The 19,973-nt window shown below is 65.2% G+C and carries 21 protein-coding genes; 14 read left to right on the forward strand and 7 right to left on the reverse strand.

The genetic code is table 11. The features are described 5' to 3' along the window. Window positions 1-67: 67 nt before the first annotated feature. Both ABC728_RS06280 and ABC728_RS06285 read right to left on the reverse strand, forming a co-directional pair. Entirely contained in the window at window positions 68-880 is an 813-nt protein-coding gene (locus tag ABC728_RS06280) for a p-hydroxycinnamoyl CoA hydratase/lyase (protein WP_416619115.1), read from the reverse strand. A 23-nt stretch (window positions 881-903) separates the two neighbouring features. Next, complete coding sequence (locus tag ABC728_RS06285; RefSeq protein ID WP_416619114.1) at window positions 904-2,364, reverse strand: aldehyde dehydrogenase; 1,461 nt, start codon at window positions 2,362-2,364, stop codon at window positions 904-906. Window positions 2,365-2,670: 306 nt separating this feature from the next. Between ABC728_RS06285 and ABC728_RS06290 the strand changes: the two genes are divergently transcribed. Then, window positions 2,671-3,876, forward strand: a complete 1,206-nt coding sequence (locus ABC728_RS06290; RefSeq protein ID WP_416619113.1) for an MFS transporter — start codon at window positions 2,671-2,673, stop codon at window positions 3,874-3,876. 37 nt (window positions 3,877-3,913) lie between these two features. Here the strand turns inward: ABC728_RS06290 and ABC728_RS06295 are convergent, their stop codons facing one another. Then, a complete protein-coding gene (locus ABC728_RS06295) occupies window positions 3,914-4,771 on the reverse strand; it encodes a helix-turn-helix domain-containing protein (RefSeq protein WP_416619112.1) in 858 nt (285 codons plus the stop codon). 205 nt (window positions 4,772-4,976) lie between these two features. On the opposite strand from ABC728_RS06295, the gene pobA reads away from it, so the two are divergent. The 11 genes from pobA (at window position 4,977) to ABC728_RS06350 (ending at window position 13,821) form a co-directional block, all read left to right on the forward strand. Beyond that, window positions 4,977-6,146, forward strand: a complete 1,170-nt coding sequence (gene pobA / locus ABC728_RS06300; RefSeq protein WP_416619111.1) for a 4-hydroxybenzoate 3-monooxygenase — start codon at window positions 4,977-4,979, stop codon at window positions 6,144-6,146. Between the two features lie 39 nt (window positions 6,147-6,185). After that, a complete protein-coding gene (locus ABC728_RS06305; protein WP_416619110.1) occupies window positions 6,186-6,908 on the forward strand; it encodes a CoA transferase subunit A in 723 nt (240 codons plus the stop codon). 3 nt (window positions 6,909-6,911) lie between these two features. After that, window positions 6,912-7,562, forward strand: a complete 651-nt coding sequence (locus tag ABC728_RS06310) for a 3-oxoacid CoA-transferase subunit B (RefSeq protein WP_416619109.1) — start codon at window positions 6,912-6,914, stop codon at window positions 7,560-7,562. Further along, window positions 7,559-8,764: a 3-oxoadipyl-CoA thiolase gene (gene pcaF / locus ABC728_RS06315; RefSeq protein WP_416619108.1), complete on the forward strand. Its 1,206-nt coding sequence runs from the start codon at window positions 7,559-7,561 to the stop codon at window positions 8,762-8,764. The genes ABC728_RS06310 and pcaF overlap by 4 nt, the downstream gene beginning before the upstream one ends. 14 nt (window positions 8,765-8,778) lie before the next feature. Continuing rightward, window positions 8,779-9,483 (forward strand): protocatechuate 3,4-dioxygenase subunit beta, encoded by a 705-nt coding sequence (gene pcaH / locus ABC728_RS06320; protein ID WP_416619107.1) that lies wholly within the window; start codon window positions 8,779-8,781, stop codon window positions 9,481-9,483. Between the two features lie 3 nt (window positions 9,484-9,486). Continuing rightward, a complete protein-coding gene (gene pcaG, locus ABC728_RS06325) occupies window positions 9,487-10,128 on the forward strand; it encodes a protocatechuate 3,4-dioxygenase subunit alpha (RefSeq protein ID WP_416619106.1) in 642 nt (213 codons plus the stop codon). 201 nt (window positions 10,129-10,329) lie between these two features. Next, window positions 10,330-11,682 carry a 3-carboxy-cis,cis-muconate cycloisomerase gene (pcaB, locus tag ABC728_RS06330; protein ID WP_416619105.1) on the forward strand — a complete coding sequence of 451 codons (1,353 nt, stop codon included), beginning with the start codon at window positions 10,330-10,332 and terminating at the stop codon, window positions 11,680-11,682. After that, on the forward strand, window positions 11,682-12,467 hold the full coding sequence (gene pcaD, locus ABC728_RS06335; protein WP_416619104.1) for a 3-oxoadipate enol-lactonase: 786 nt from the start codon (window positions 11,682-11,684) through the stop codon (window positions 12,465-12,467). The genes pcaB and pcaD overlap by 1 nt, the downstream gene beginning before the upstream one ends. 4 nt (window positions 12,468-12,471) lie before the next feature. Continuing rightward, window positions 12,472-12,861, forward strand: a complete 390-nt coding sequence (pcaC, locus tag ABC728_RS06340) for a 4-carboxymuconolactone decarboxylase (RefSeq protein WP_416619103.1) — start codon at window positions 12,472-12,474, stop codon at window positions 12,859-12,861. 175 nt (window positions 12,862-13,036) lie between these two features. Then, window positions 13,037-13,468: a CBS domain-containing protein gene (locus ABC728_RS06345; RefSeq protein WP_416619102.1), complete on the forward strand. Its 432-nt coding sequence runs from the start codon at window positions 13,037-13,039 to the stop codon at window positions 13,466-13,468. Window positions 13,469-13,530: 62 nt separating this feature from the next. Further along, window positions 13,531-13,821, forward strand: coding sequence for a DUF6496 domain-containing protein (locus tag ABC728_RS06350; RefSeq protein WP_416619101.1), 291 nt, complete (start codon window positions 13,531-13,533; stop codon window positions 13,819-13,821). A 255-nt stretch (window positions 13,822-14,076) separates the two neighbouring features. Here the strand turns inward: ABC728_RS06350 and ABC728_RS06355 are convergent, their stop codons facing one another. From ABC728_RS06355 to ABC728_RS06365, 3 genes are all read right to left on the reverse strand, one after another. Then, window positions 14,077-15,201, reverse strand: coding sequence for a glycoside hydrolase family 130 protein (locus tag ABC728_RS06355; protein ID WP_416619100.1), 1,125 nt, complete (start codon window positions 15,199-15,201; stop codon window positions 14,077-14,079). 10 nt (window positions 15,202-15,211) lie between these two features. Next, a complete protein-coding gene (locus ABC728_RS06360) occupies window positions 15,212-16,192 on the reverse strand; it encodes an SDR family oxidoreductase (protein ID WP_416619099.1) in 981 nt (326 codons plus the stop codon). A gap of 163 nt (window positions 16,193-16,355) precedes the next feature. Further along, complete coding sequence (locus ABC728_RS06365; protein WP_416619098.1) at window positions 16,356-16,571, reverse strand: hypothetical protein; 216 nt, start codon at window positions 16,569-16,571, stop codon at window positions 16,356-16,358. Window positions 16,572-16,901: 330 nt separating this feature from the next. On the opposite strand from ABC728_RS06365, the gene ABC728_RS06370 reads away from it, so the two are divergent. Together ABC728_RS06370 and ABC728_RS06375 are read left to right on the forward strand one after the other, a co-directional pair. Next, window positions 16,902-17,666, forward strand: a complete 765-nt coding sequence (locus ABC728_RS06370) for a response regulator (protein WP_416619097.1) — start codon at window positions 16,902-16,904, stop codon at window positions 17,664-17,666. A gap of 202 nt (window positions 17,667-17,868) precedes the next feature. Further along, on the forward strand, window positions 17,869-18,378 hold the full coding sequence (locus tag ABC728_RS06375) for a YciE/YciF ferroxidase family protein (RefSeq protein WP_416619096.1): 510 nt from the start codon (window positions 17,869-17,871) through the stop codon (window positions 18,376-18,378). A gap of 235 nt (window positions 18,379-18,613) precedes the next feature. Here the strand turns inward: ABC728_RS06375 and ABC728_RS06380 are convergent, their stop codons facing one another. Next, window positions 18,614-19,912 (reverse strand): glycoside hydrolase family 130 protein, encoded by a 1,299-nt coding sequence (locus tag ABC728_RS06380; protein WP_416619095.1) that lies wholly within the window; start codon window positions 19,910-19,912, stop codon window positions 18,614-18,616. Between the last annotated feature and the right edge of the window lie 61 nt (window positions 19,913-19,973).

Raw genomic sequence — 19,973 nt, forward strand, 5'->3', positions numbered from 1 at the left:
GGCAAGGGCGCAGCCGCCGCCCCGCCTGTCCTTCCCGGTGGTTCTGCGTGGGGGCGCCGGGGACCGCTCACCCCCTGTTATAGGCGCCCAGGCCGGGCTTGTACGTCTTGTCGTCGATGAATTGCCGGATGCCTTCCTTGCGCCCGTCATTGTCGTAGGAATTGGCCGCCTCCTGCGCGCGGACCAGATAATCCTCGGCATTGTCGTAGGTCATTTCCTTCACGCGGCGCACGGCATCCTTGGCAGCCTTCAGGGCCACCGGGTTCTTTTCCAGCAGCACCCTGGCGATCTCTGTCACGCGGGCTTGCAACCGGTCCAGGGGCACGGCCTCGTTCACCAGGCGCCATTCGGCAGCCTTGCGGCCATCGATCATCTCGCCCGTCAGCGCATGGTACATGGCATCGCGCAGGGGCAGCAGGTCGACGACCACCTTGGTGGCCCCGCCGCCCGGCAGGATGCCCCAGTTGATCTCCGACAGGCCGAACTTCGCCTCTTCCGCCGCGATGGCCAGATCACAGGAATAAAGCGGGCCGTAACCGCCGCCGAAGCACCAGCCATTGACCATGGCGATGGTCGGCTTCTGGTACCAGCGCAGGCGGCGCCACCAGCCATAGGCCTCGCGCTGGGCCTGGCGTGTGGCGCCCAGGCCCTTCTCCTCGGTTTCGCGGAAATATTCCTTCAGGTCCATGCCCGCGGACCAGGCGGACCCTTCCCCCGACAGGACCAGGACACCGACATCGTCGCGGAATTCCAGCTCGTCCAGAACCTCCATCATGCGGCGGTTCAGGGTCGGGCTCATGCAATTGCGCTTGTCCGGCCGGTTGAAGCGGACCCAGGCGATGCCATCGGCGACATCGAATGCAACGGTATCGGTCGTCATGTTCTTGTTCCTGAAAGAAAGGGTCAAATCGGGAAATGGCCGGGCTTTGTTTCCAGCGTGATCCAGCGCAGTTCGGTGAAGGCGTCGATGCCGGCCCTGCCGCCGAACCGGCCATAGCCGCTGTCCTTGACGCCGCCGAACGGCATCTGCGCCTCGTCATGCACGGTGGCACCGTTGACATGGCAGATGCCGGACTGGATGCGCCGGGCCAGGCGCAGGCCGCGGGCGGCATCGCGGGTGAAGATGGCCGATGACAGGCCGTATTCGGTGTCGTTGGCCGTGCGTATGGCCGCGTCCTCGCCATCGACGCGGACAATGGTGGTGACGGGGCCGAAGCTCTCCTCGCCATAGATCCGCATGTCGGGGGTGACATGGTCAAGGATGGCGGCGGACATCAACGTGCCGCGGGTGGGGGTGGGCTGGTACAATCTGGCGCCCTTGGCGACGGCATCATCGATCAGGGCCTGCACGCTGGTCACGGCCTGCGGATCGACGACCGATCCCAGCGGCGTCTTGCCTTCCCGCGGGTCGCCGGCCACCAGCGTGGCGGCCTTGGCCGCGAATTTCGCCACGAAATCGTCGGCAACCGTGCTGTCCACCACGATGCGCTCGGTGGACATGCATATCTGGCCGGAATTGAAGAAGGCGCCGAAGGATGCCGCCTTCACCGCCTCGTCCAGGTCGGCGTCGTCCAGCACGATGAAGGGCGCCTTGCCGCCCAGTTCCAGCAGCACGGGCTTCAGGTTGCGGCCGGCCCGCTCGGCGATGATGCGGCCGACGCGGGTGGAGCCGGTGAAATTGATGCGGCGCACGGCGGGATGGTCGATCAGGGCGCCGACGATGTTTCCTGCATCTTCCGGCGCGTTCGTCACGACATTGACCACCCCGGCCGGGAAGCCGGCATCGGCCAGCGCCGATCCGATCAGCGCGTGTGTGCGCGGGCACAGTTCCGATGCCTTCAGGATGACGGCATTGCCGCAGGCCAGCGCCGTGGCCACGGCCCGCACGCCCAGGATGACGGGCGCATTCCAGGGCGCGATGCCCAGAATGACGCCGACGGGCTGGCGGACCGCCATGGCGATGCAGCCCGGCTTGTCCGACGGGATCACCTCCCCGTTGATCTGTGTGGTCAGCGACGCGGCCTCGCGCAGCATGGAGGCGGCCAGTGTCACATTGAACCCGGCCCAGCCGGATGTGGCCCCCGTTTCCGCCGCCATGGCGGCGATGAAGTCCGGCATGCGCGCCACCAGCGCATCCGCCGCCTTCAGCAGCAGGGCGCGGCGGGCGTTGGGGCCGGTTTCCGACCATGACGGGAAGGCGGCTGCCGCGGCATCGGCGGCGTCGTTTGCATCGGCCACGCCGCCGGCTGCGGCGCGGCTGGCAACTTCACCCGTCAGCGGGTTGCGCCGTTCAAAGGTGCGGCCATCACCGGCCGCCCGTTCCGTTCCGCCGATGAACAGGGGGGCATCCAGATCAATGCTCATGCGCCATTTCCTCCCGGTTTGCTGCCTGTGACCGTTTATTAGTTATGAGATATAACATATTCCCGAACTCTGCAAGCGCTTCGATGCGCGGATGGCAGGTGTTGCGGGCAGATCGGCCCCGGCGCACCCGCGCGGGATTGTGCAGTTCTATGTTTCGCTTATGCGAAAGCATCGTGCCGACAGCCTGTTAGATCACCTCCGTAAACCGATGTCCAATTTAATGATTATGTTTTATAACAAGAATGTCTATCGTGCCATGAATTGCGTAAGCCCCGATGAACGGGGCGCAAGACGGGAGGTTATTCAATGGGCGCATCGGCCCGGCAAGTGCCGCGGGGCGGCATCACCTTGCTGCTTTGCTTTTTCATCGCCCTTCTGGAAGGGTTCGACATCCAGGCCATCGGCGTGGCAGCTCCTTATCTGCTGCCCCAATTGGGATTGACGCCCGGACAGGCCGGCGTGGTGTTCGGTGCCGGCATGGCCGGGCTGGTCTGCGGCGCGGTGACGGGTGGCTGGCTGGCCGACCGCATGGGCCGCAAGGGGCTGCTGATGGCCTGCGTCGCCATCTTCGGCCTCTTCACGCTGGCCACGGTGGTGGCGACCGGCCCGGTGACGCTTGGCTTCTACCGGTTCCTGGCGGGTGCAGGCATGGGGGCGGCGATGCCCAGCCTGGTGGCCGTCGCCCTGGAAATCGCCGCGCCCGAGCGCCGGACCCGCACCATCACCTTAATGTTCTCCGGGATGCCGGCGGGGGGTGCCCTGGCTGCCCTGTTCGCCGCCGGCCTATTGGAAAGTCATGGCTGGCAATCGATCTTCGTGGTCGGGGGCGTACTGCCGCTGCTGCTGCTGCCGGCCATGGCGCGCCTGATGCCCGACAGCCGGGCCCCCGCCGCTGCGGTGGGGGAGCGGCCGGGCGCCGCACAGGCCTTGTTCGGCGGTGGCCGGGCGTTGATCACGCTGCTGGGCTGGTTCACCTTCGGCTTGACGCTGCTGGTGCTCTATCTGCTGCTGAACTGGCTTCCCTCGCTGGTGGCGGCCAAGGGGCTGGGCGGCACGGGCGGGGCGGGTGCCGCCTTTGCCTTCAATGCCGGTTCGGTCGTCGGGGCCTGGGGCATCGGCATCCTGGTCGACCGGCTGGGGCCGCGCATTCCCATCATCGCCGCCTATCCCTGCCTGGCCCTGGCCATGTTCGGCCTGGCTGGTGCCGAAAGCCTGGGGCCGGTGCTGCTGCTGGCCGGATTGGCGGGTTTCTTCCTGCTGGGCGCGCAATATTCACTCTATGGCGTGATGCCGCTTTATTATCCCGTGTCGGTACGGGGTCTGGCCACGGGGGCGGCCATCGCCGTCGGCCGGCTGGGCTCGATCGGCGGGCCGCTGGTGGCCGGTCACCTGCTGGGGCAGGGCTGGGGGCCGGCCGGTGTGGCCATGGCGATGGTGCCCGTCGCCCTGTCGGCCGGGGTCGCGGCGGCCATCATGACCATCCGGGGGCGTTACACTGACGCACCGAACTGAGGCGCGCCGGGGCGGGCGGGGGAACAGGGGGGCGGCATTACCCCGCCGCCCCCTGCCGGAACCGGCCTGGGGAGCAGCCAACGCGGCTTGTGAAGAAGCGGTTGAAATAAGCGGGATCGCCAAAGCCCAGTGCAAAGGCCACCTCCGCCACGCCCAGGTCACTGTAGAGCAGGGTACGCTTTGCCTCCGCCAGCAGCCGGTCATGCAGAAGATCGATGGGCGGATGCCCCGTCACGGCCATGCAGGCCGCGCGCAGCCGGCCCGGTGTCACCCCCAGTTCGTCGGCAAAGCGGGCCACGCCCCAGCCTTCGCGATAATGCGCCTCGATCAGGTCACGATAGCGGGTGACCAGGGCGGTCCGTGGTCCCCGCGCGGCACCGCCGCCGCCGGCCGTCAGCCTGGCGATGCGCCAGGCATGGACCAGCAGCGCCGTCAGGGCGGCTTCCACCAGCAGCGACCGGCCGACGCCACCGCCGCCCATCTCCGCTTCCAGCAAAGCGGCCAGTCGCAGGCAATCGGCCCCGTCGCGCCCCAGTGGCACGCAGGATGGCCGCGTGAACAACGCCCCCAGACCCGGTTCCCGGCGCGCCAGCCCGCGCAGCATCGGCTCCACGAAGGTGACCACATGGCCCTGGCTGTCGGCATGCCAGATGAAGCCATGCACCTCCCCGGCGGGGATCAGCAGCAGGCAGGGGGCCGTGAACGCCTCCCGCTCCCCGCCGGCCAGCAACTCCCCCCCGCCCGTGGCGATGACGAACATGTGGTTCAGGTCGGCATGGGCATGCGGCCGGATCTGCCAGCCGCTGGGCTGGCTGCGGCGTTCCAGTGTTTCGGCATGGATGAAATGTTCATCCGTCTTCGCCTCCGCCTCTCCGTATAGGAAGAAGCGAGGCACGGGATTGCTGGCTTTCCGGCTCATGTCACGCAGGATGACAAGGGGGCGATGAAAAATCCAATTTTTTCACGGATGCGTCTCCTGTGCCAATGGTTCGCCCAGGCTATCATCATCCCAACAGCGAGAGTGTGCCCGGTTCAGAGGGACAGATCTGAACCACGCAGCACACGGGGAAACCAATATATTCCATGGGAGGAGTTTGGTGATGCGCACACAGGTCGCCATCATCGGTGCCGGACCCGCCGGATTGCTTCTGGCCCATCTTTTGTACAAGTCGGGCGTGGAATGCGTGATCCTGGAGCGGCGTGACCGTGCCTATGTCGAAAGCCGCATCCGTGCCGGCATCCTGGAACAGGTGACGGTCGATCTCCTGCGTCAGGTCGGCGTGGATGACCGCATGGACCGGGAAGGGCTGCCGCATGAAGGGTTCGCGCTGTCCACCGACGGCGACAATACCCGCATCGACATGAAGGCGCTGACCGGCAAATCCGTCATGGTCTATGGCCAGACGGAGGTGACCCGCGACCTGATCGATGCCGCCATCCGCCGCGACATCCCGCTTCTGTTCGAAGCGGAGAATGTCGCCCTCCACGACATCGCCAGCGCGCGGCCCCGCGTGACATTCCGGCATCAGGGCATGGACAAGGCCTTGGAATGCGACTTCATCGCCGGCTGCGACGGGTTCCACGGCGTGGCACGGGCCAGTATCCCGGCCGATGTCCTGCGCACCTTCGAACGGGTCTATCCGTTCGGCTGGCTGGGCGTTCTGGCCGATGTGCCGCCCTGCGATCATGAACTGATCTATGCCAGCCATGAACGCGGTTTCGCGCTGGCCTCCATGCGCTCGCCCAGCCGCTCACGCTATTATGTGCAGGTGGCGAATACCGAGAGGGTGGAAGATTGGTCGGATGACCGGTTCTGGGACGAGCTGTGCCTGCGCCTGGGCGGCGAGGTGGCCCCGCGCGTTACGCGCGGTCCGTCGATTGAAAAGTCCATCGCCCCCCTGCGCAGCTTCGTGGCCGAACCGATGCGCCATGGCAACCTGTTCCTGGCCGGCGACGCCGCCCATATCGTGCCGCCCACCGGGGCCAAGGGGCTTAACCTCGCCGCCACGGACGTTGCCTATCTGGCCGAGGGGCTGGCCGATCATTACCGGGGCAACAGCGCCGGGATCGTTGCCTATTCGGCCCGCGCCCTGGCCCGGGTCTGGAAAGCCGAACGCTTCTCCTGGTGGTTCACCAGCCTGATGCATCGTTTCCCGGAAACGGATGCCTTTGGCCGCCGCATGCAGATTGCCGAGCTTGGTTATCTCCGCGGCTCCCACGCGGCGCAGCAATCGCTGGCGGAAAATTATGTGGGCCTGCCGCTGCACTGATTGGCCCCGGCACCTCATCCGAAACAGGAACCTATAGAAATGGCTGGCAAGATTTATTCCGACGCCAGGTCGGCGCTGGACGGTCTGCTGTTTGACGGCATGACCATCATGTCGGGCGGCTTCGGCCTGTCCGGCAACCCGGAAAACCTGATCCCCGCCATCAAAGAGGCCGGCGTCAAGGGACTGACCATCATTTCCAATAATTGCGGTGCTGATGGTTTCGGCCTCTGGCAATTGCTGAATAATGGCCAGATCAAGAAGATGATCAGTTCTTATGTGGGAGAGAACAAGCTGTTCGAACAGCTTTACATCTCCGGCCAACTGGAACTGGAACTGAACCCGCAGGGCACGCTGGCCGAACGCATCCGCGCTGGTGGTGCCGGCATCCCCGCCTTCTACACCGCCACCGGTGTCGGCACTGTCGTGTCGGAAGGAAAGCCGGTGGAGGAGTTCGAGGGCAAGCGCTATGTGCGTGAGACCTGGCTGCGGTCCGACCTGTCCATCGTCAAGGCCTGGAAGGCTGATACGGAAGGCAACCTGCTCTATCGGAAGACGGCGCGCAACTTCAACCCGGTGATGGCGACCGCCGGCAAAGTGACTGTGGCGGAAGTGGAGGAGATCGTGCCCGTCGGCAGCTTCGATCCCGATCATGTCCATACGCCCGGCATCTATGTTGATCGCGTCATCCAGGGCGCGGCCTATGCCAAGCTGATCGAGAAGCGCACCACGCGGCCGCGTCCGGCCGCCAGCAATGAGGTCTGACCCATGCCCTGGACCCGCGATGAAATGGCCGCCCGCGCGGCGCGTGAGCTGCGCGACGGCTTCTATGTGAATTTGGGCATCGGCATCCCGACGCTGGTCGCCAACTATATCCCCGACGGCATGCAGGTGATCTTGCAATCGGAAAACGGCATGCTGGGCATCGGGCCTTTCCCGTTTGAGGGGGAAGAGGATGCCGACCTGATCAATGCCGGCAAGCAGACCATCACCGAACTGCCCACCTCTTCCTATTTCAGCAGCGCCGACAGTTTCGCCATGATCCGCGGCGGCCATATCGACCTGACGGTGCTGGGCGCCATGCAGGTGGCCGGCAATGGCGATCTGGCCAACTGGACCATTCCCGGCAAGATGGTGAAGGGCATGGGTGGCGCCATGGACCTTGTGGCTGGCGTCCGGAAGGTCGTCGTGGTCATGGAACATCAGGACAAGAATGGCGGCTCCAAGCTGCTGCCCGCATGCACCCTGCCGCTGACCGGTGCGGGTGTCGTGGACATGGTCATCACGGATCTCGGCGTCTTCACCATCGACAAGGATGGGGATGGCGGTATGGCCCTGATCGAACTGGCCCCCGGCATTACGGTGGAACAGATCACGGCGGCCACGGGTGCTGCCTTCCGGGTGGAGGTGGCAGCATGAGCCACGCCTATATCTGCGACGGCATCCGCAGCCCCATCGGCCGCTTCGGCGGCGCGCTTTCCCGCTTGCGGCCCGACGATATGGCGGCCCAGGTGATCTCCGCCCTTCTGGCCCGTCATCCCGGCCTGGACCCGGCTGTGATTGAGGAAGTGTTCCTCGGTTGTGCCAATCAGGCCGGCGAGGATAACCGCAATGTGGCCCGTATGGCGGCGTTGCTGTCGGGGTTACCCGTGTCGGTCCCCGGCACTACCATCAACCGTCTGTGCGCATCCGGCGCCGATGCCGTGGGCACGGCAGCGCGCGCCATCAATGCCGGCGCGCTTGATCTTGTCATCGCCGGCGGCGTGGAAAGCATGACCCGCGCCCCCCTGGTGATGGGCAAGGCCGAAAGCGCCTTCCAGCGCAGCGCCCAGATCGAGGATACGACCATCGGCTGGCGCTTCATCAACAAGGCGATGAAGGAACGTTACGGTACCGATAGCATGCCGGAAACGGCAGAGAATGTGGCCGTCGAACATGGGGTCAGCCGCACCGATCAGGACGCCTTCGCCCTGTCCAGCCAGCAACGGACCGCCAAGGCCCAGGCCGAGGGTTATTTCGAAGACGAAATCACCCCGGTGACCGTTCTGGACGCCAAGGGCAAGCCGACCATCGTCAGTGTGGATGAACATCCCCGCGCCGATACGACGGCGGAAGCGCTCGCTAAGTTGAAACCCGTGGTCCGGCCCGGCGGCAGCGTCACCGCCGGCAATGCCAGCGGCGTTAATGACGGGGCGGTGGCTTTGCTGATCGCCTCGGAAACCGCCGTCAAAACCCATGGCCTGACCCCGCGTGGCCGCATCCTGGGGATGGCGACGGCCGGCGTGGAACCGCGTGTCATGGGCGTCGGCCCGGTGCCGGCCTCACAGAAGCTGATGGACAAGCTGGGCCTGACCATCGGTGATTTCGACCTGATCGAGTTGAACGAGGCCTTTGCCGCGCAGGTGATCGCATCCTTGCGCACGCTGGGCGTCGACCCGATGGCCCCTCATGTCAACCCGCATGGCGGCGCCATCGCGCTGGGTCATCCGTTGGGGGCAAGCGGCGCGCGGCTGGCTCTGACGGCGCTGCGGGGGCTGGAAAAGACGGGCGGCAAGCGCGCCCTGGTCACCATGTGCATCGGCGTCGGCCAGGGGCTGGCGCTGGCGATTGAAAAAATCTGAGGGAGGAACGAGAAATGACACTGATCCTGCCCTATCAAAGGGAGGAGGAGGGCGCGCATCCGGCCCTGCTGTCCCCCGATTACAAATCCACGGTGAAGCGGTCGCCGCACCAGCCCTTGATCCGCATTCCGCAGACCCTGACGGAAGTGACGGGTCCTGCCGGCCGCTGGGACCGGCTGATGGGTCCCGCCCTGGCCGACCTGACCAAGGTTGGCAAGGGGGAGGCCATCGGCCAGCGCATCGTCGTATCCGGTCGCGTGCTGGACGAGGATGGACGGCCCGTACCCAACACGATTGTCGAGGTCTGGCAGGCCAATGCCGCCGGCCGCTACATCCACAAAAAAGACCAGTGGAACGCGCCGCTGGACCCGAATTTCACCGGGTCGGGCCGGGTCATTACCGATGATCAGGGGCGCTACCGTTTCCTGACCGTCAGCCCTGGTGCCTACCCCTGGGGCAATCATTACAATGCCTGGCGCCCGGCTCATATCCACTTCTCGCTGATGGGGCCTGCCTTCGCCACACGGCTGGTGACGCAGATGTATTTCCCCGGTGATCCGCTGATCCCGCTGGACCCCATCGCCAATGCCGTGCCCGCCCATGCCCTGTCGCGCATGATCAGCCGGTTCGATATCGAAACGACGCACGAAGCCTTCGCGCTGTCCTTCATTTTCGATATCGTGCTGCGCGGCCGCGATGCCACGCCGATGGAGGATTGATCCATGAGCGGACAAACACCCTGGCAGACCGTCGGCCCCTTCTTCCACTATGCCCTGCCCTGGAAGGGTGGCGCCGATCTGGTGGAAGGCAAGGGCGATGCCGGCGCGCGGATGGATTTGCTGCCCGACGGCCATTACACGCTGAACCCGAACGACCAGCCGCGCGGGGCCGCGAAGGGCGCGGTGGTGACCATCACCGGCACCCTGTTTGATGGTGACGGCGTGCCCATCCCCGACGGGTTTGTGGAACTGTGGCAGGCCAACGCCGCCGGCCGCTATGACAGCCCTGATGATACCCGCGCGGAGGTGGCGCTGGACCCGGATTTCATTGGTTTCGGCCGCGCCGCGACCGATGCGGATGGCATCTTCACCATCCGCACGGTGAAACCCGGCCGCGTCCCCGGTCCCGGTAACAGCCTTCAGGCGCCGCATATCGCCATTTCCGTCATGGCACGCGGCATCATCAAGCGCATGGTCAGCCGCATCTATTTCGCGGATGAGCCCAGCAACGCTGAAGACCCGATCCTGGACCTCGTTCCGCCTGCCCGTCGCGCCACCTTGCTGGCTGTCCCGGCGGGGGAGGGGCATTACCGGTTCGATATCCGCCTGCAGGGCGACGGGGAGACGGTGTTCTTCGACATTTGATGTTTCCTCCCCCCTCATCCCGGCGATAGCCGGGATCCAGGAGCCACCCGGCGAAACCCGGAATCCAGGAGCCACAGGCCCGACCTTTCGGCTGCTTTGTTCAGATGATGTTGCGGTCTGATCCTGGGGCCCCTGGCTCCCGGCTTTCGCCGGGATGACGGAAGGGAGTAAGCTGCGGCTCTTCCATCATATGGTTATCGCATGATCTCCACCCTGTTCACGCCTTTGTTCCAGACGCCCGCCATGGCTTCCCTGTTCGATGACCGGGCGGTGCTGGGCGCCATGTTGCGGGTGGAAGCGGCTTTGGCGTCGGCCCAATCCAGTATTGGCATGGTGCCGGCATCCGCCTTGGCCCCGATCCATGCCGCCTGCAATCCCGATCTCTATGATATCGCGGAACTGGGCCGGGCCACGGCGCTGGCAGGTAATCCGGCCATTCCGCTGGTCAAGGCGCTGACCGCCAAGGTGGCGGCGACCGATCCAGCCGCTGCGCGTCATGTGCATCGCGGCGCCACCAGCCAGGATATTATTGATACCGGCTTCGTCCTGCGCGCCCGCGACGCCGTGGCGCTGCTGCTGACCGATCTGGACCGCGCCATCCACGCCCTGGCCGACCTGTCCCGGCGCCATGCCACGACCCCCATGGCCGGTCGTACCCTGTGGCAGCAGGCTTTGCCCATCACGTTCGGGCTGAAGGCTGCCGGATGGCTGTCCATGCTGCTGCGTGTGCGTACCCGCCTGAGTGATGCCGGCACGGCGGTGTCAGTCCTGCAATTTGGTGGGGCGGCCGGCACGCTGGCCAGCCAGGGCGGGCAGGGGCTGGCTGTCGCCAGAGCACTGGCCATTGAACTGTCACTGCCCCTGCCTGACACGCCCTGGCACAGCCAGCGCGACCGGATCGCCGATCTGGGTGCAGCCCTGGGCCTGCTCACCGGCAGCCTTGGCAAGATCGCGCGCGACATCGCCCATCTGATGTCGTCGGAGGTGGCGGAGGTGTTCGAGCCGGCCGCCGCCGGCAAGGGCGGGTCCTCCGCCATGCCGCACAAGCGCAACCCCGTCGGCACCACCATTGCCTTATCGGCAGCCAACCGTGCCCCCGGCCTGGTCGCTACCCTGTTGACAGCCATGGTGCAGGAACAGGAGCGCGGCGTCGGCGGCTGGCATGCCGAATGGCCAGTACTGGCAGAGCTGTTCGCCCTGACATCCGGTGCCATGGCCCATATGGCGGAGACCCTGTCCGGCCTTGAACTGGACCCGGATGCCATGCGCGCCAATCTGAACCTGACCGACGGGTTGATGATGGCGGAAGCCGTGACCCAGGCCCTGGCCGAGGCATCGGGCCGCCATGATGCGGGGAAGATTGTGGAGGCGGCGTGCAAGCGCGCCGTCGTCGCCGGCCATGGCTTGCTGGAAGAACTGGTTGCCGATGCCGCTATCACCCCCCACCTGCCGCCTGAACGGCTGGCGGCGTTGATGCAGCCGGAAAGTTATCTCGGATCGGCTGGGGAATTCGTGTCCCGCGTGCTGAAAACCTATGAGCGGGAGATGATGTAATGGCCCAGTTCGTGACCCTGGCCGATGGTACCCGCCTGCATTGGCGCCTGGATGGGCCGGAGGGCGCGCCCATCCTGCTGCTGTCCAACTCGCTGGGAACCAATATGGAGATGTGGGCGCCGCAGATGCCCGCCTTGACCCAGCATTTCCGCGTCCTGCGCTATGATAGTCGTGGTCACGGTCTGTCCGATGCGCCCGCCGGTCCTTACAGCATCGATCTGCTGGGCCGCGATGCTGTCGGCCTGCTGGATGCGCTGGGGATTGAGAAGGTCCGCTTCGTCGGCCTGTCCAAGGGGGGCATGGTGGGGCAATGGCTGGGAGCCAACGCACCCGACCGGCTGTCGCATCTGGTCTTGTGCAACACGGCCGCCGAAATGGCCCCGGCCGAGCCGTGGAACGCCCGGATCGCCTTGGTAAGGGCGCAGGGCATGGGTGCCATCGTCAATGGTGTGGTGGAACGCTGGTTCACCGAGCCATTCCGCACTGCCCATCCGGAAGCCATTGCCCCCATCGCCGCCATGCTGCATGCCACACCGGTGGAGGGGTATACGGCCTGCTGTGCCGCCGTGCGCGACATGGACCAGCGGGCCTCTTTGCCGCGTATTCCGATGCCCACCCTGGTCATTGGCGGCCGCCAGGATCCTGCCACCCCGCTTGCCAGGAGCCATGAGTTGGCGAGCGCCATCCCTGGCGCCCGGCTGGTGGAACTGGACGCGGCGCATTTATCGAATGTGGAGCAGGCAGAGGCTTTCACCGAAGCCCTGCTGTCTTTCCTGAAGGATTGAGATCATGGATGAAGCCGAGCGCAAGGCATTGGGCTTCACAGCCCGCCGTTCCGTCCTGGGCGATGCACATGTCGACCGCGCCATCGCCAACACCACCGACTTCACGGCTGAATTCCAGGACCTCATCACCCGCTATGCTTGGGGGGAGATTTGGACGCGGCCCGGCATCGACCACACCACCCGCCGGCTGATGGTGCTGTCCACCATGATCGCGCTCAACCGGGAAGAGGAATTCATGATGCATGTCCGCGCCGCCGTGACCCATGGCGTGTCGCGCGACCTGATCAAGGAGGTGATCCTCCAGGCCGCCATCTATTGCGGCGTGCCGGCGGCCAACAGCGCGTTCCATGCGGCAGGCCGTGTCTTCGCCCAGATCGACGGGGCGGCGGACTGAAAGCCGGCCGCGCGGGGAAACCGGCTGGGACATTGGGCAGGGGGGTGGAACCTCGCCCATATCCGGTTGTTCCCCTATGCGTGGGACGGGGGATGTGGGCGTAACCGGGTCGATCGGGTTCATGGCGTGAACCAGGGCGGCCCGCTGCACCATGGTCCAGCCGATGGAGGCCGACATGAAAGTAAGCGAAGCCATGACGCGCGATGTCCGCATCGCCAACCCGACGGAAACGATCGAAGAAGCCGCCAAGATGATGGCGGACCTGGATGTCGGGTCCCTGCCCGTGGGTGACAACGACCAGCTGGTCGGCATGATCACCGATCGCGACATCGCGGTGCGCGCCGTGGCATCGGGCCGGGGTCCAAGGACCAAGGTCCGCGACGTGATGAGCCAGAACGTCAAATATTGCTTCGATGATGACGAGGTCGACGAGGTCTCGCGCAACATGGGTTATATCCAGGTCCGCCGCCTGCCTGTCATCAACCATGACAAGCGGCTGGTGGGTATCCTGTCGCTGGGCGATGTTGCCGTGAACGCGGCCAATTCGGCGGCCCAGGCACTGGGCGGCATCTCCCGTCCGGCCGGGGCGCACAGCCAGCGCGGCTGATGCCTGCCCAGCCTTGCCATGGACGGGGAAACCCGCCTTCAATCCGCAGGAGGATCGGATCAATGCCCAGACAATTGAACGAGGATCAGAAGCAGGTCGTCGGCCGCGTCATGACCAAGTACAAGCATGGCGCGATCGAGAAGGTCGGCGGCGGCCGGGTCAAAAGCCGCAAGCAGGCCATCGCAGTGGCGCTCAGCAAGGCGGACGCCAGCGGGAGCGCGGCGGGCAAGGCCCGCCGCAGCAATGCCACCGGGCCGACCAAGTCCGAGCTTTACGAAGAGGCCAGGCGGCGCGACATTCCCGGTCGTTCCCGCATGCGCAAATCGGAACTGATGCGCGTGCTTGGCCATTGATGCCCGGCCGTGACGCCTGACGGGGGAGGAAACGCGGCGGATCGCCGCCGCGTTTCCAGTCCTTCCGGGAAAAGGCTTTTGCTGTCGCTGGCCTGTCCGTCGATCTTCCCGTTACAAGCGCCATTGTAAAAGGTCCCGGTGCGTACACCTCACCGGGACATTAATGCGCTGTGGAGCGGGATGCGCCGGGTGGCTGGGCCAGGTTGCTGTCCGGGAATTGCCGATCCTCTCCCTGATCACGCATCACGCCGGGCATCACAGGCCGAAGACCCGCTTGGGGATGTGGGTGATGCGGCAGGCCAGATCGGCTTCCCCCGAAGCGACGATAAAATGGTTGCCGCCATCGGCGATGCCGGTGGTGAAGACGACATCGCGGATGTAAAGCTGATCTTCGATCGGCCGTGTCAGGTCCGCGTCGGGCTCCAACAGGGGTGCCTCGCCTTCCGCCAGGATACGGCTGGGATCGTCGCGGTCCATCAGTGTCCAATAGGTGCGGTAGATACCCACGATCTCCTTCGGTTCCACCCCGTGCCACAGGCTGAGCCAGCCGCGCTCGGTCAGGATGGGCGGCGCACCGCCCCCCATCCGCGCCGTCGTCACGGTGCCCGACCGCGGTCGGATGCCGGGGTGGCGATGGGGTTTCCAATGCCGCCCGTCGGGGGAGGTCGCCAGATTGATGGACGGCCCCGCGCGCCAGGGACTGCCGGGCGGATAGGCGAAATAGAGATCGCCCAGCGGCCTTGTCTGGGCCCAGTACCGGCCGCCGATCAACCCTTCGAAGATCAGCATGTCCTTGTTCTGGTGATCCAGCACGACATCCTCGAACACCCAGTCCAGCCCGTTGCTGGAACTGTAAAGCGTCGTGGAATGCCGCTCGGGACTGACCGAGCAGGTGGTCATCAGATACTGGCCGCCAACGCGGCTGATGCGGGCATCCTCCAGACCATAGCATTGGAAGCTGGCTTGCGGCGCGATGGCCTTGTCGTAATGGATGGCAATCCGCTCCAACCCGTCGGCGCTGAATTCCACGGGCAGCAGCCAGGAAAGGGAGGTGAGCGCCATGATGCGCCAGCCGCCGCCATGGATCAGGAACTTGCGCGGGTCGGCCGTGTCGGCCAGTTCCAGCGGCCAGGCATCCAGGACATAGCCTTCGCTGTCCGCGTCCCATCGGATCGCATGGACATGCCCGTCCCGGATGGGGTCCCGCAATGCCTCCGCCACCCGGACCATCAGCAGCAGGTTGCCGTTCGGCAGCCGGGTCATGCCGGGGTTGAACGCGCCCAGCACATAGGTTTCGGCCTCAAGCTGTCCGGCCATGGGTGACCGGGACAGGTCGATATCGTCGGGGGTCAGGACAAGCCGGTCAATCGCAAAGGACATGGGCCCGCTCCTACGCCTTCAGCCGGGGAACGATGGTCAGTTGCTGCACCACCACCCGGCTGGGCTGCGTCAGCAGATAGCGCACGCCGACCGCGATATCCTGTGCCCGCAGCAATTTCTCCTCGCGGATCAGTTCGTCCTGCTTTTCGGCCGGCAGTTCGGGATAATGGAAATCGGCACTGGTGAAGCCCGGCTCGACCAGGGAGACCTTCACCCCCTTGCTGCCCAGTTCCTTGGTCAGCGCTTCGGAAAAGGCGGCGATGCCGGCCTTCATGCCGGCATAGACCGTGGAACCCGGTGACGGCGCATGCGCGCTGGTCGATCCGATCAGCACGATATGGCCGTTGCCGCCCATCAGCCGGCAGGCGGTATGGGCGCTGGTGATATAGGCGGTGAAGTCGGTGGCGATGGCATAGCGCAAATCCTGCGCATCCATTTCCGTCAGCCCGTCGGCTGGCACGGCGGCGTTGATAACGGCGATGTCCAACCCGCCCAGATATTTATGTGCCGCGGCGAAGAACCGGTCGACGCCGCCCTGTTCGGCCAGGTCCAGCGCGATGCCGCTGCCTTCCCCCACCTCGCGGATGCGCTCCAGGGCGTCATGCAGATGCTCTGGCGTGCGGCCGCAGATGAAGACGCGGACCCCATAGCTTGCCAGCAGGATGGCGATGGCCCGGCCGATGCCGGTCGTGCCGCCCGTGATGATGGCCCGCTTGCCGGAAAGGGAGGGTTCGTCGGTATCGGCGTCGTGGAGGTCGGCCATCGTCCGTCCCGACGGTTCCCCGCTGCCGCGCGCGGCTTCCCCCGCCTTTTCGGTTGCGTGCAGATGCGCCTGACAGGGGCGGCCCAGGGTGATCAAGGGCGGACGGGTCCGCCGTGGCAGACCCTGTCGTCCGCCGCGCACACCGGGCGCGGCCAGGCAGGACATCATCAGGGCGGGGGAAAAGTTGCGGCCCTGACGACCGGAAAGCATTACCGTTTCGATGGTCATGGCGGTTTCCTGTGGCTGGTTCTTGAATGGAAACAGCCGCACGCCGCCAGGAGTTCCTGATTCTTACGGTCTTCTGCCCTTCGGACACCGGCCCTATGCCGGTGGTCTGGCCGCCTATTCCGCCTATCCATGTCGGATCGGCGGAAATGGCGGGATCGTCGGATCAGGTGCCGCCGACATGCAGAATGATATAGGCCAGCACCATGGCGCCGATGGCGCCCGCGATACCCAGCCCCAGCACCCAGCGCATGGGTTTCACTTCCACCGCCTGCCGTTCGGGGGGAACGGAAGTCATGATGGGGCCATTGTCCTTCATCTCCAGATGCTGTTCGGAAACCTGGGGTTCCTGCTTGTCGGGGTTGCGGGGGATCTCTGCCATTGTCCATCTCCTTGGTTTTTCCAGGTCGGCTGTTCCATGTCGGCCCCGGATCGGCATGTTCAGGGTGCCGACAGGGTACCGATCTGCCGCGCCGGCCTGTGACTTATGCCGGCTACCACCCTTGCGTCCTTTCATCCCGCCATTTCCTGGCGTTCAATGGGATAACGGGCATGTGGCCTTCAAGGTTCCCCAGAAGGCCGCCTGCAGGCGTTTCCAATGTGGAGCATTCGCTGCTCCCCTGTGTTTTGGTGCCCCCAACGCTGACCTATACGGCAGCAGCCGGGGACAAGGCCGCTGCAGCGGCCAAAGGGGGGACCCGAAGGGGGGACCATGTCTGCAACCGACAATATCGTTTGCCATCTGCCTTATCTCCGCCGTCATGCGCGCGCGGTGACGGGTGCCCAGGCGTCCGGCGACGCCTATGTCCTGGCCGTTCTGGATATTCTGGAAACGGATGATAGCTGGCTTTCCGCCACGTCCAGTGATCGTGTCGGGCTTTTCCGTCTGTTCAGCCGCTACCATGCGGCCGTTGGCGGTGACTGGCGTGTCCGGACGCCCGACCCCGCCCTTTGCCCGCGCCGCATGCGCGAAGTGCTGCTGCTGGTCGCGCTGGAGGGGTTCACCCTGGCGGAGGTGGCGGAAATCATGGAGACACCGGAGACGGAGGTGCGGAGCTTGCTGGCAGCGGCCGTCCGCGCTTTGATGGCTTTCGATGCCGCCGATGTGATGATCATGGAAAGCGAACCGTTGATCGCCATGAATATCGAACAGGTGGTTCTGGCCCTGGGGCATCGCGTGGTGGGCACGGCACGCACCGTGGCGGCGGCGGTTTCGATGTTCGACCGGCGCCGGCCCGACCTGATCCTGGCCGATATCCAACTCGCCGACGGCGGGTCCGGTCTGGAAGCCATGCATCAGATTCAGGCGCGGTGCCGCGTGCCTGTGATCTTCATTTCCACCTATCCGGAGGAAATGTTGACGGGTGAGCGTCCCGAGCCGGTCTTCCTCGTGGCGAAGCCCTTCGATGTTTCCATGGTCCGGGCGTTGATCGGCCAGGCACTTTTCTTCGCCGGCGGGCAATTGTCCCATATCTGATGCCGGATGCGCGCCAATCCGGCCCGAGGCCTATGATGCCGCGCCATTATCGTACCGGGAACCCGCCCCCTGTTTCTGGTGTTTCCTTCACAAGGGGGCAAAGCCGCCCTGAACAGGCGGCGACCGGTCCGGGCATGACCCCGGTGCTGCACCCCCGGACGGCATTCTAACCAATCACCGCTGAACCCACAGGAGCTGACCCATGGGCTTGTTCACGCGCGACATCAAGACGTTGGATGATCTTTTCGTGCATACCCTGCGCGACATCTACTATGCCGAAAACCAGATCGCCAAGGCGCTGCCGAAGATGATCGGCAAGGCCACCAGTCCCGAACTGAAGCAGGGGTTTGAAACCCATCTGCTGGAAACACGCGGCCAGATCCAGAGGCTGGAACAGGTCTTCAAGTTGCATGGCGTCGATGTGAAGGGCGTTGATTGCCCTGCCATCGATGGCATCATCGAGGAAAGCAACGAGATCGCAGGCGAAGTGGCGGACGAGGACGTGCTGGACGCCGCCCTTGCCGCCGCTGCGCAGGCGGTGGAGCATTACGAGATCACCCGGTACGGCACCCTGGTGGCCTGGGCCAACCGGCTGGGCCGGTCCGACTGCGCCGGCCTGCTGAAGCAGAACTTGGACGAGGAGGTGGCAACCGACCGCAAGCTGACGGAACTGGCCGAACGCATGCTCAACCCGCAGGCCGCCGTTAGCTGACCGGCTGATACCGGCGGCAAGGAATGACGCCCCATGGTTCGGAATTGTTTTCAAAATGGAAACTATGCTGGATCACGGCGCATGCAGGGGCGCATGCAGGCGCCATTGCGTAAAGCCGCCGCGACCACCAGGCGCCATGCCGAAGCGTGTCATGGCGAAGTGCCGTGACATGAAAGGGGCGGGATACCATTGGCATCCCGCCCCGTTTGCGTCTGCCGGCCGGTTTTTCAGCACCTCATGTCCGCATGGCGGCGAACAGTTCATCCAGGTCCAGCGTGGCAAAGCCGGTGATCGTGTCGGCGATGCCATAGGGCACGACCAGCCGCTTCCCATGGACCAGCGCGCCGCAGGTATAGACGACATTGGGCACATACCCCGCGCGTTCCGATTGCTCGGGCCGCAGCAGCGGTTCGGTCAGCCGGCCGATGACCTTGCTCGGGTCATCCTTGTGCAGCAGCACCGCGCCGATGGAATAGCGCCGCACGGGTCCCACGCCGTGGGTCAGCAGCAGCCACCCCTCGTCCGTTTCGATGGGCGGGCCGCAATTGCCGATCTGCACGAACTCCCACGGCTGGGCCGGGCGCATGATGGGGGTACCGTCCTCCCAGTTCTGCAGGTCGTCGGAATAGATCAGATACAGGTTCTCGTTGTCCTGGCGGCCGATCATGGCATAGCGGCCATTGACCCGCCGGGGGAACAGGGCCATGCCCTTGTTGCGCACGGCGGGCCCGCGCATGGGCATCATGCGGAACCGGTCGAAGGTGCTGGTCTCGATCAGCTCGGTACGGATCGAATGGCCGCTATAGGCGGTATAGGTCGCATAGTAGGTCTTGTGCCGCCCGTCGGTGAACTCCACGAAGCGCGCATCCTCGATGCCGTTGGCCTGGCTGTCGGTGACGGGGAAGATGACACGCTCGCTGATGTCATCCTCGGGCCGGAAGATGATTTCCACCTCGTCCCCGTCGGGCCCCGGCCGGCGGTTGGCGACACGCGGGATGGAGGCGAGCTGTGACTTCGGGTCCATGAGGATACGCCCGTCGGGGCAGATCACGCCCGTCAGGAAGGTGAGTGAAGAAATATGCCCTTCGCCCACGGCCCGCAGGCTCAGGATGAAGCGCAGGCCGCCCTCGATGATCCCCGACTGGTCGGGATGGCGCACGATGGACGGGTTGAACAGGGCAGAGGCCTCGAACGAATATTCATGCAGGAAATAGGCGCCCAGCAACTGGCGCTGGGCCGGCGTGAACGCCTCATGGTCGTCCAGCGCTTCCTCCATCTCGTCCGCCCGCTGCTCGAAAATCTCCAGAAGCTGCCGGTGCCGGCCACGGAAATTCTCCAGCACATCGGCAAGCTGGCTGACGGTGGTGTCCGGGTCCAGGGACAGGACGCGCTCGGTGATCCGGTTGGCGCGGGATTTGTCCTTGGAGTTGAGGTCGCGCGGCTCCGTCGCCGGCTTGAACGGGCGGACGACGACACGCGACGGGTCGGGCCGCAATTGCAGGGGTTGCCGGGTCAGGCTGGGAATGGTGGACAAGTGTGGGCTCCTTTCTCCGCAGCCGGCGCCGGCCGCGATGTCAGGTCTGACGTCGGGTGGG

It is taken from the genome of Niveispirillum fermenti, assembly GCF_052474395.1.

Excerpts from the sequence above, each read along its gene's own strand:
- ABC728_RS06280 (WP_416619115.1), bottom strand. The coding sequence starts at position 880 with ATGACGACCGATACCGTTGCATTCGATGTCGCCGATGGCATCGCCTGG.
- ABC728_RS06285 (WP_416619114.1), bottom strand. The coding sequence starts at position 2,364 with ATGAGCATTGATCTGGATGCCCCCCTGTTCATCGGCGGAACGGAACGG.
- ABC728_RS06290 (WP_416619113.1), top strand. The coding sequence starts at position 2,671 with ATGGGCGCATCGGCCCGGCAAGTGCCGCGGGGCGGCATCACCTTGCTG.
- pobA (WP_416619111.1), top strand. The coding sequence starts at position 4,977 with ATGCGCACACAGGTCGCCATCATCGGTGCCGGACCCGCCGGATTGCTT.
- ABC728_RS06305 (WP_416619110.1), top strand. The coding sequence starts at position 6,186 with ATGGCTGGCAAGATTTATTCCGACGCCAGGTCGGCGCTGGACGGTCTG.
- ABC728_RS06310 (WP_416619109.1), top strand. The coding sequence starts at position 6,912 with ATGCCCTGGACCCGCGATGAAATGGCCGCCCGCGCGGCGCGTGAGCTG.
- pcaF (WP_416619108.1), top strand. The coding sequence starts at position 7,559 with ATGAGCCACGCCTATATCTGCGACGGCATCCGCAGCCCCATCGGCCGC.
- pcaH (WP_416619107.1), top strand. The coding sequence starts at position 8,779 with ATGACACTGATCCTGCCCTATCAAAGGGAGGAGGAGGGCGCGCATCCG.
- pcaG (WP_416619106.1), top strand. The coding sequence starts at position 9,487 with ATGAGCGGACAAACACCCTGGCAGACCGTCGGCCCCTTCTTCCACTAT.
- pcaB (WP_416619105.1), top strand. The coding sequence starts at position 10,330 with ATGATCTCCACCCTGTTCACGCCTTTGTTCCAGACGCCCGCCATGGCT.
- pcaD (WP_416619104.1), top strand. The coding sequence starts at position 11,682 with ATGGCCCAGTTCGTGACCCTGGCCGATGGTACCCGCCTGCATTGGCGC.
- pcaC (WP_416619103.1), top strand. The coding sequence starts at position 12,472 with ATGGATGAAGCCGAGCGCAAGGCATTGGGCTTCACAGCCCGCCGTTCC.
- ABC728_RS06345 (WP_416619102.1), top strand. The coding sequence starts at position 13,037 with ATGAAAGTAAGCGAAGCCATGACGCGCGATGTCCGCATCGCCAACCCG.
- ABC728_RS06350 (WP_416619101.1), top strand. The coding sequence starts at position 13,531 with ATGCCCAGACAATTGAACGAGGATCAGAAGCAGGTCGTCGGCCGCGTC.
- ABC728_RS06355 (WP_416619100.1), bottom strand. The coding sequence starts at position 15,201 with ATGTCCTTTGCGATTGACCGGCTTGTCCTGACCCCCGACGATATCGAC.
- ABC728_RS06360 (WP_416619099.1), bottom strand. The coding sequence starts at position 16,192 with ATGACCATCGAAACGGTAATGCTTTCCGGTCGTCAGGGCCGCAACTTT.
- ABC728_RS06365 (WP_416619098.1), bottom strand. The coding sequence starts at position 16,571 with ATGGCAGAGATCCCCCGCAACCCCGACAAGCAGGAACCCCAGGTTTCC.
- ABC728_RS06370 (WP_416619097.1), top strand. The coding sequence starts at position 16,902 with ATGTCTGCAACCGACAATATCGTTTGCCATCTGCCTTATCTCCGCCGT.
- ABC728_RS06375 (WP_416619096.1), top strand. The coding sequence starts at position 17,869 with ATGGGCTTGTTCACGCGCGACATCAAGACGTTGGATGATCTTTTCGTG.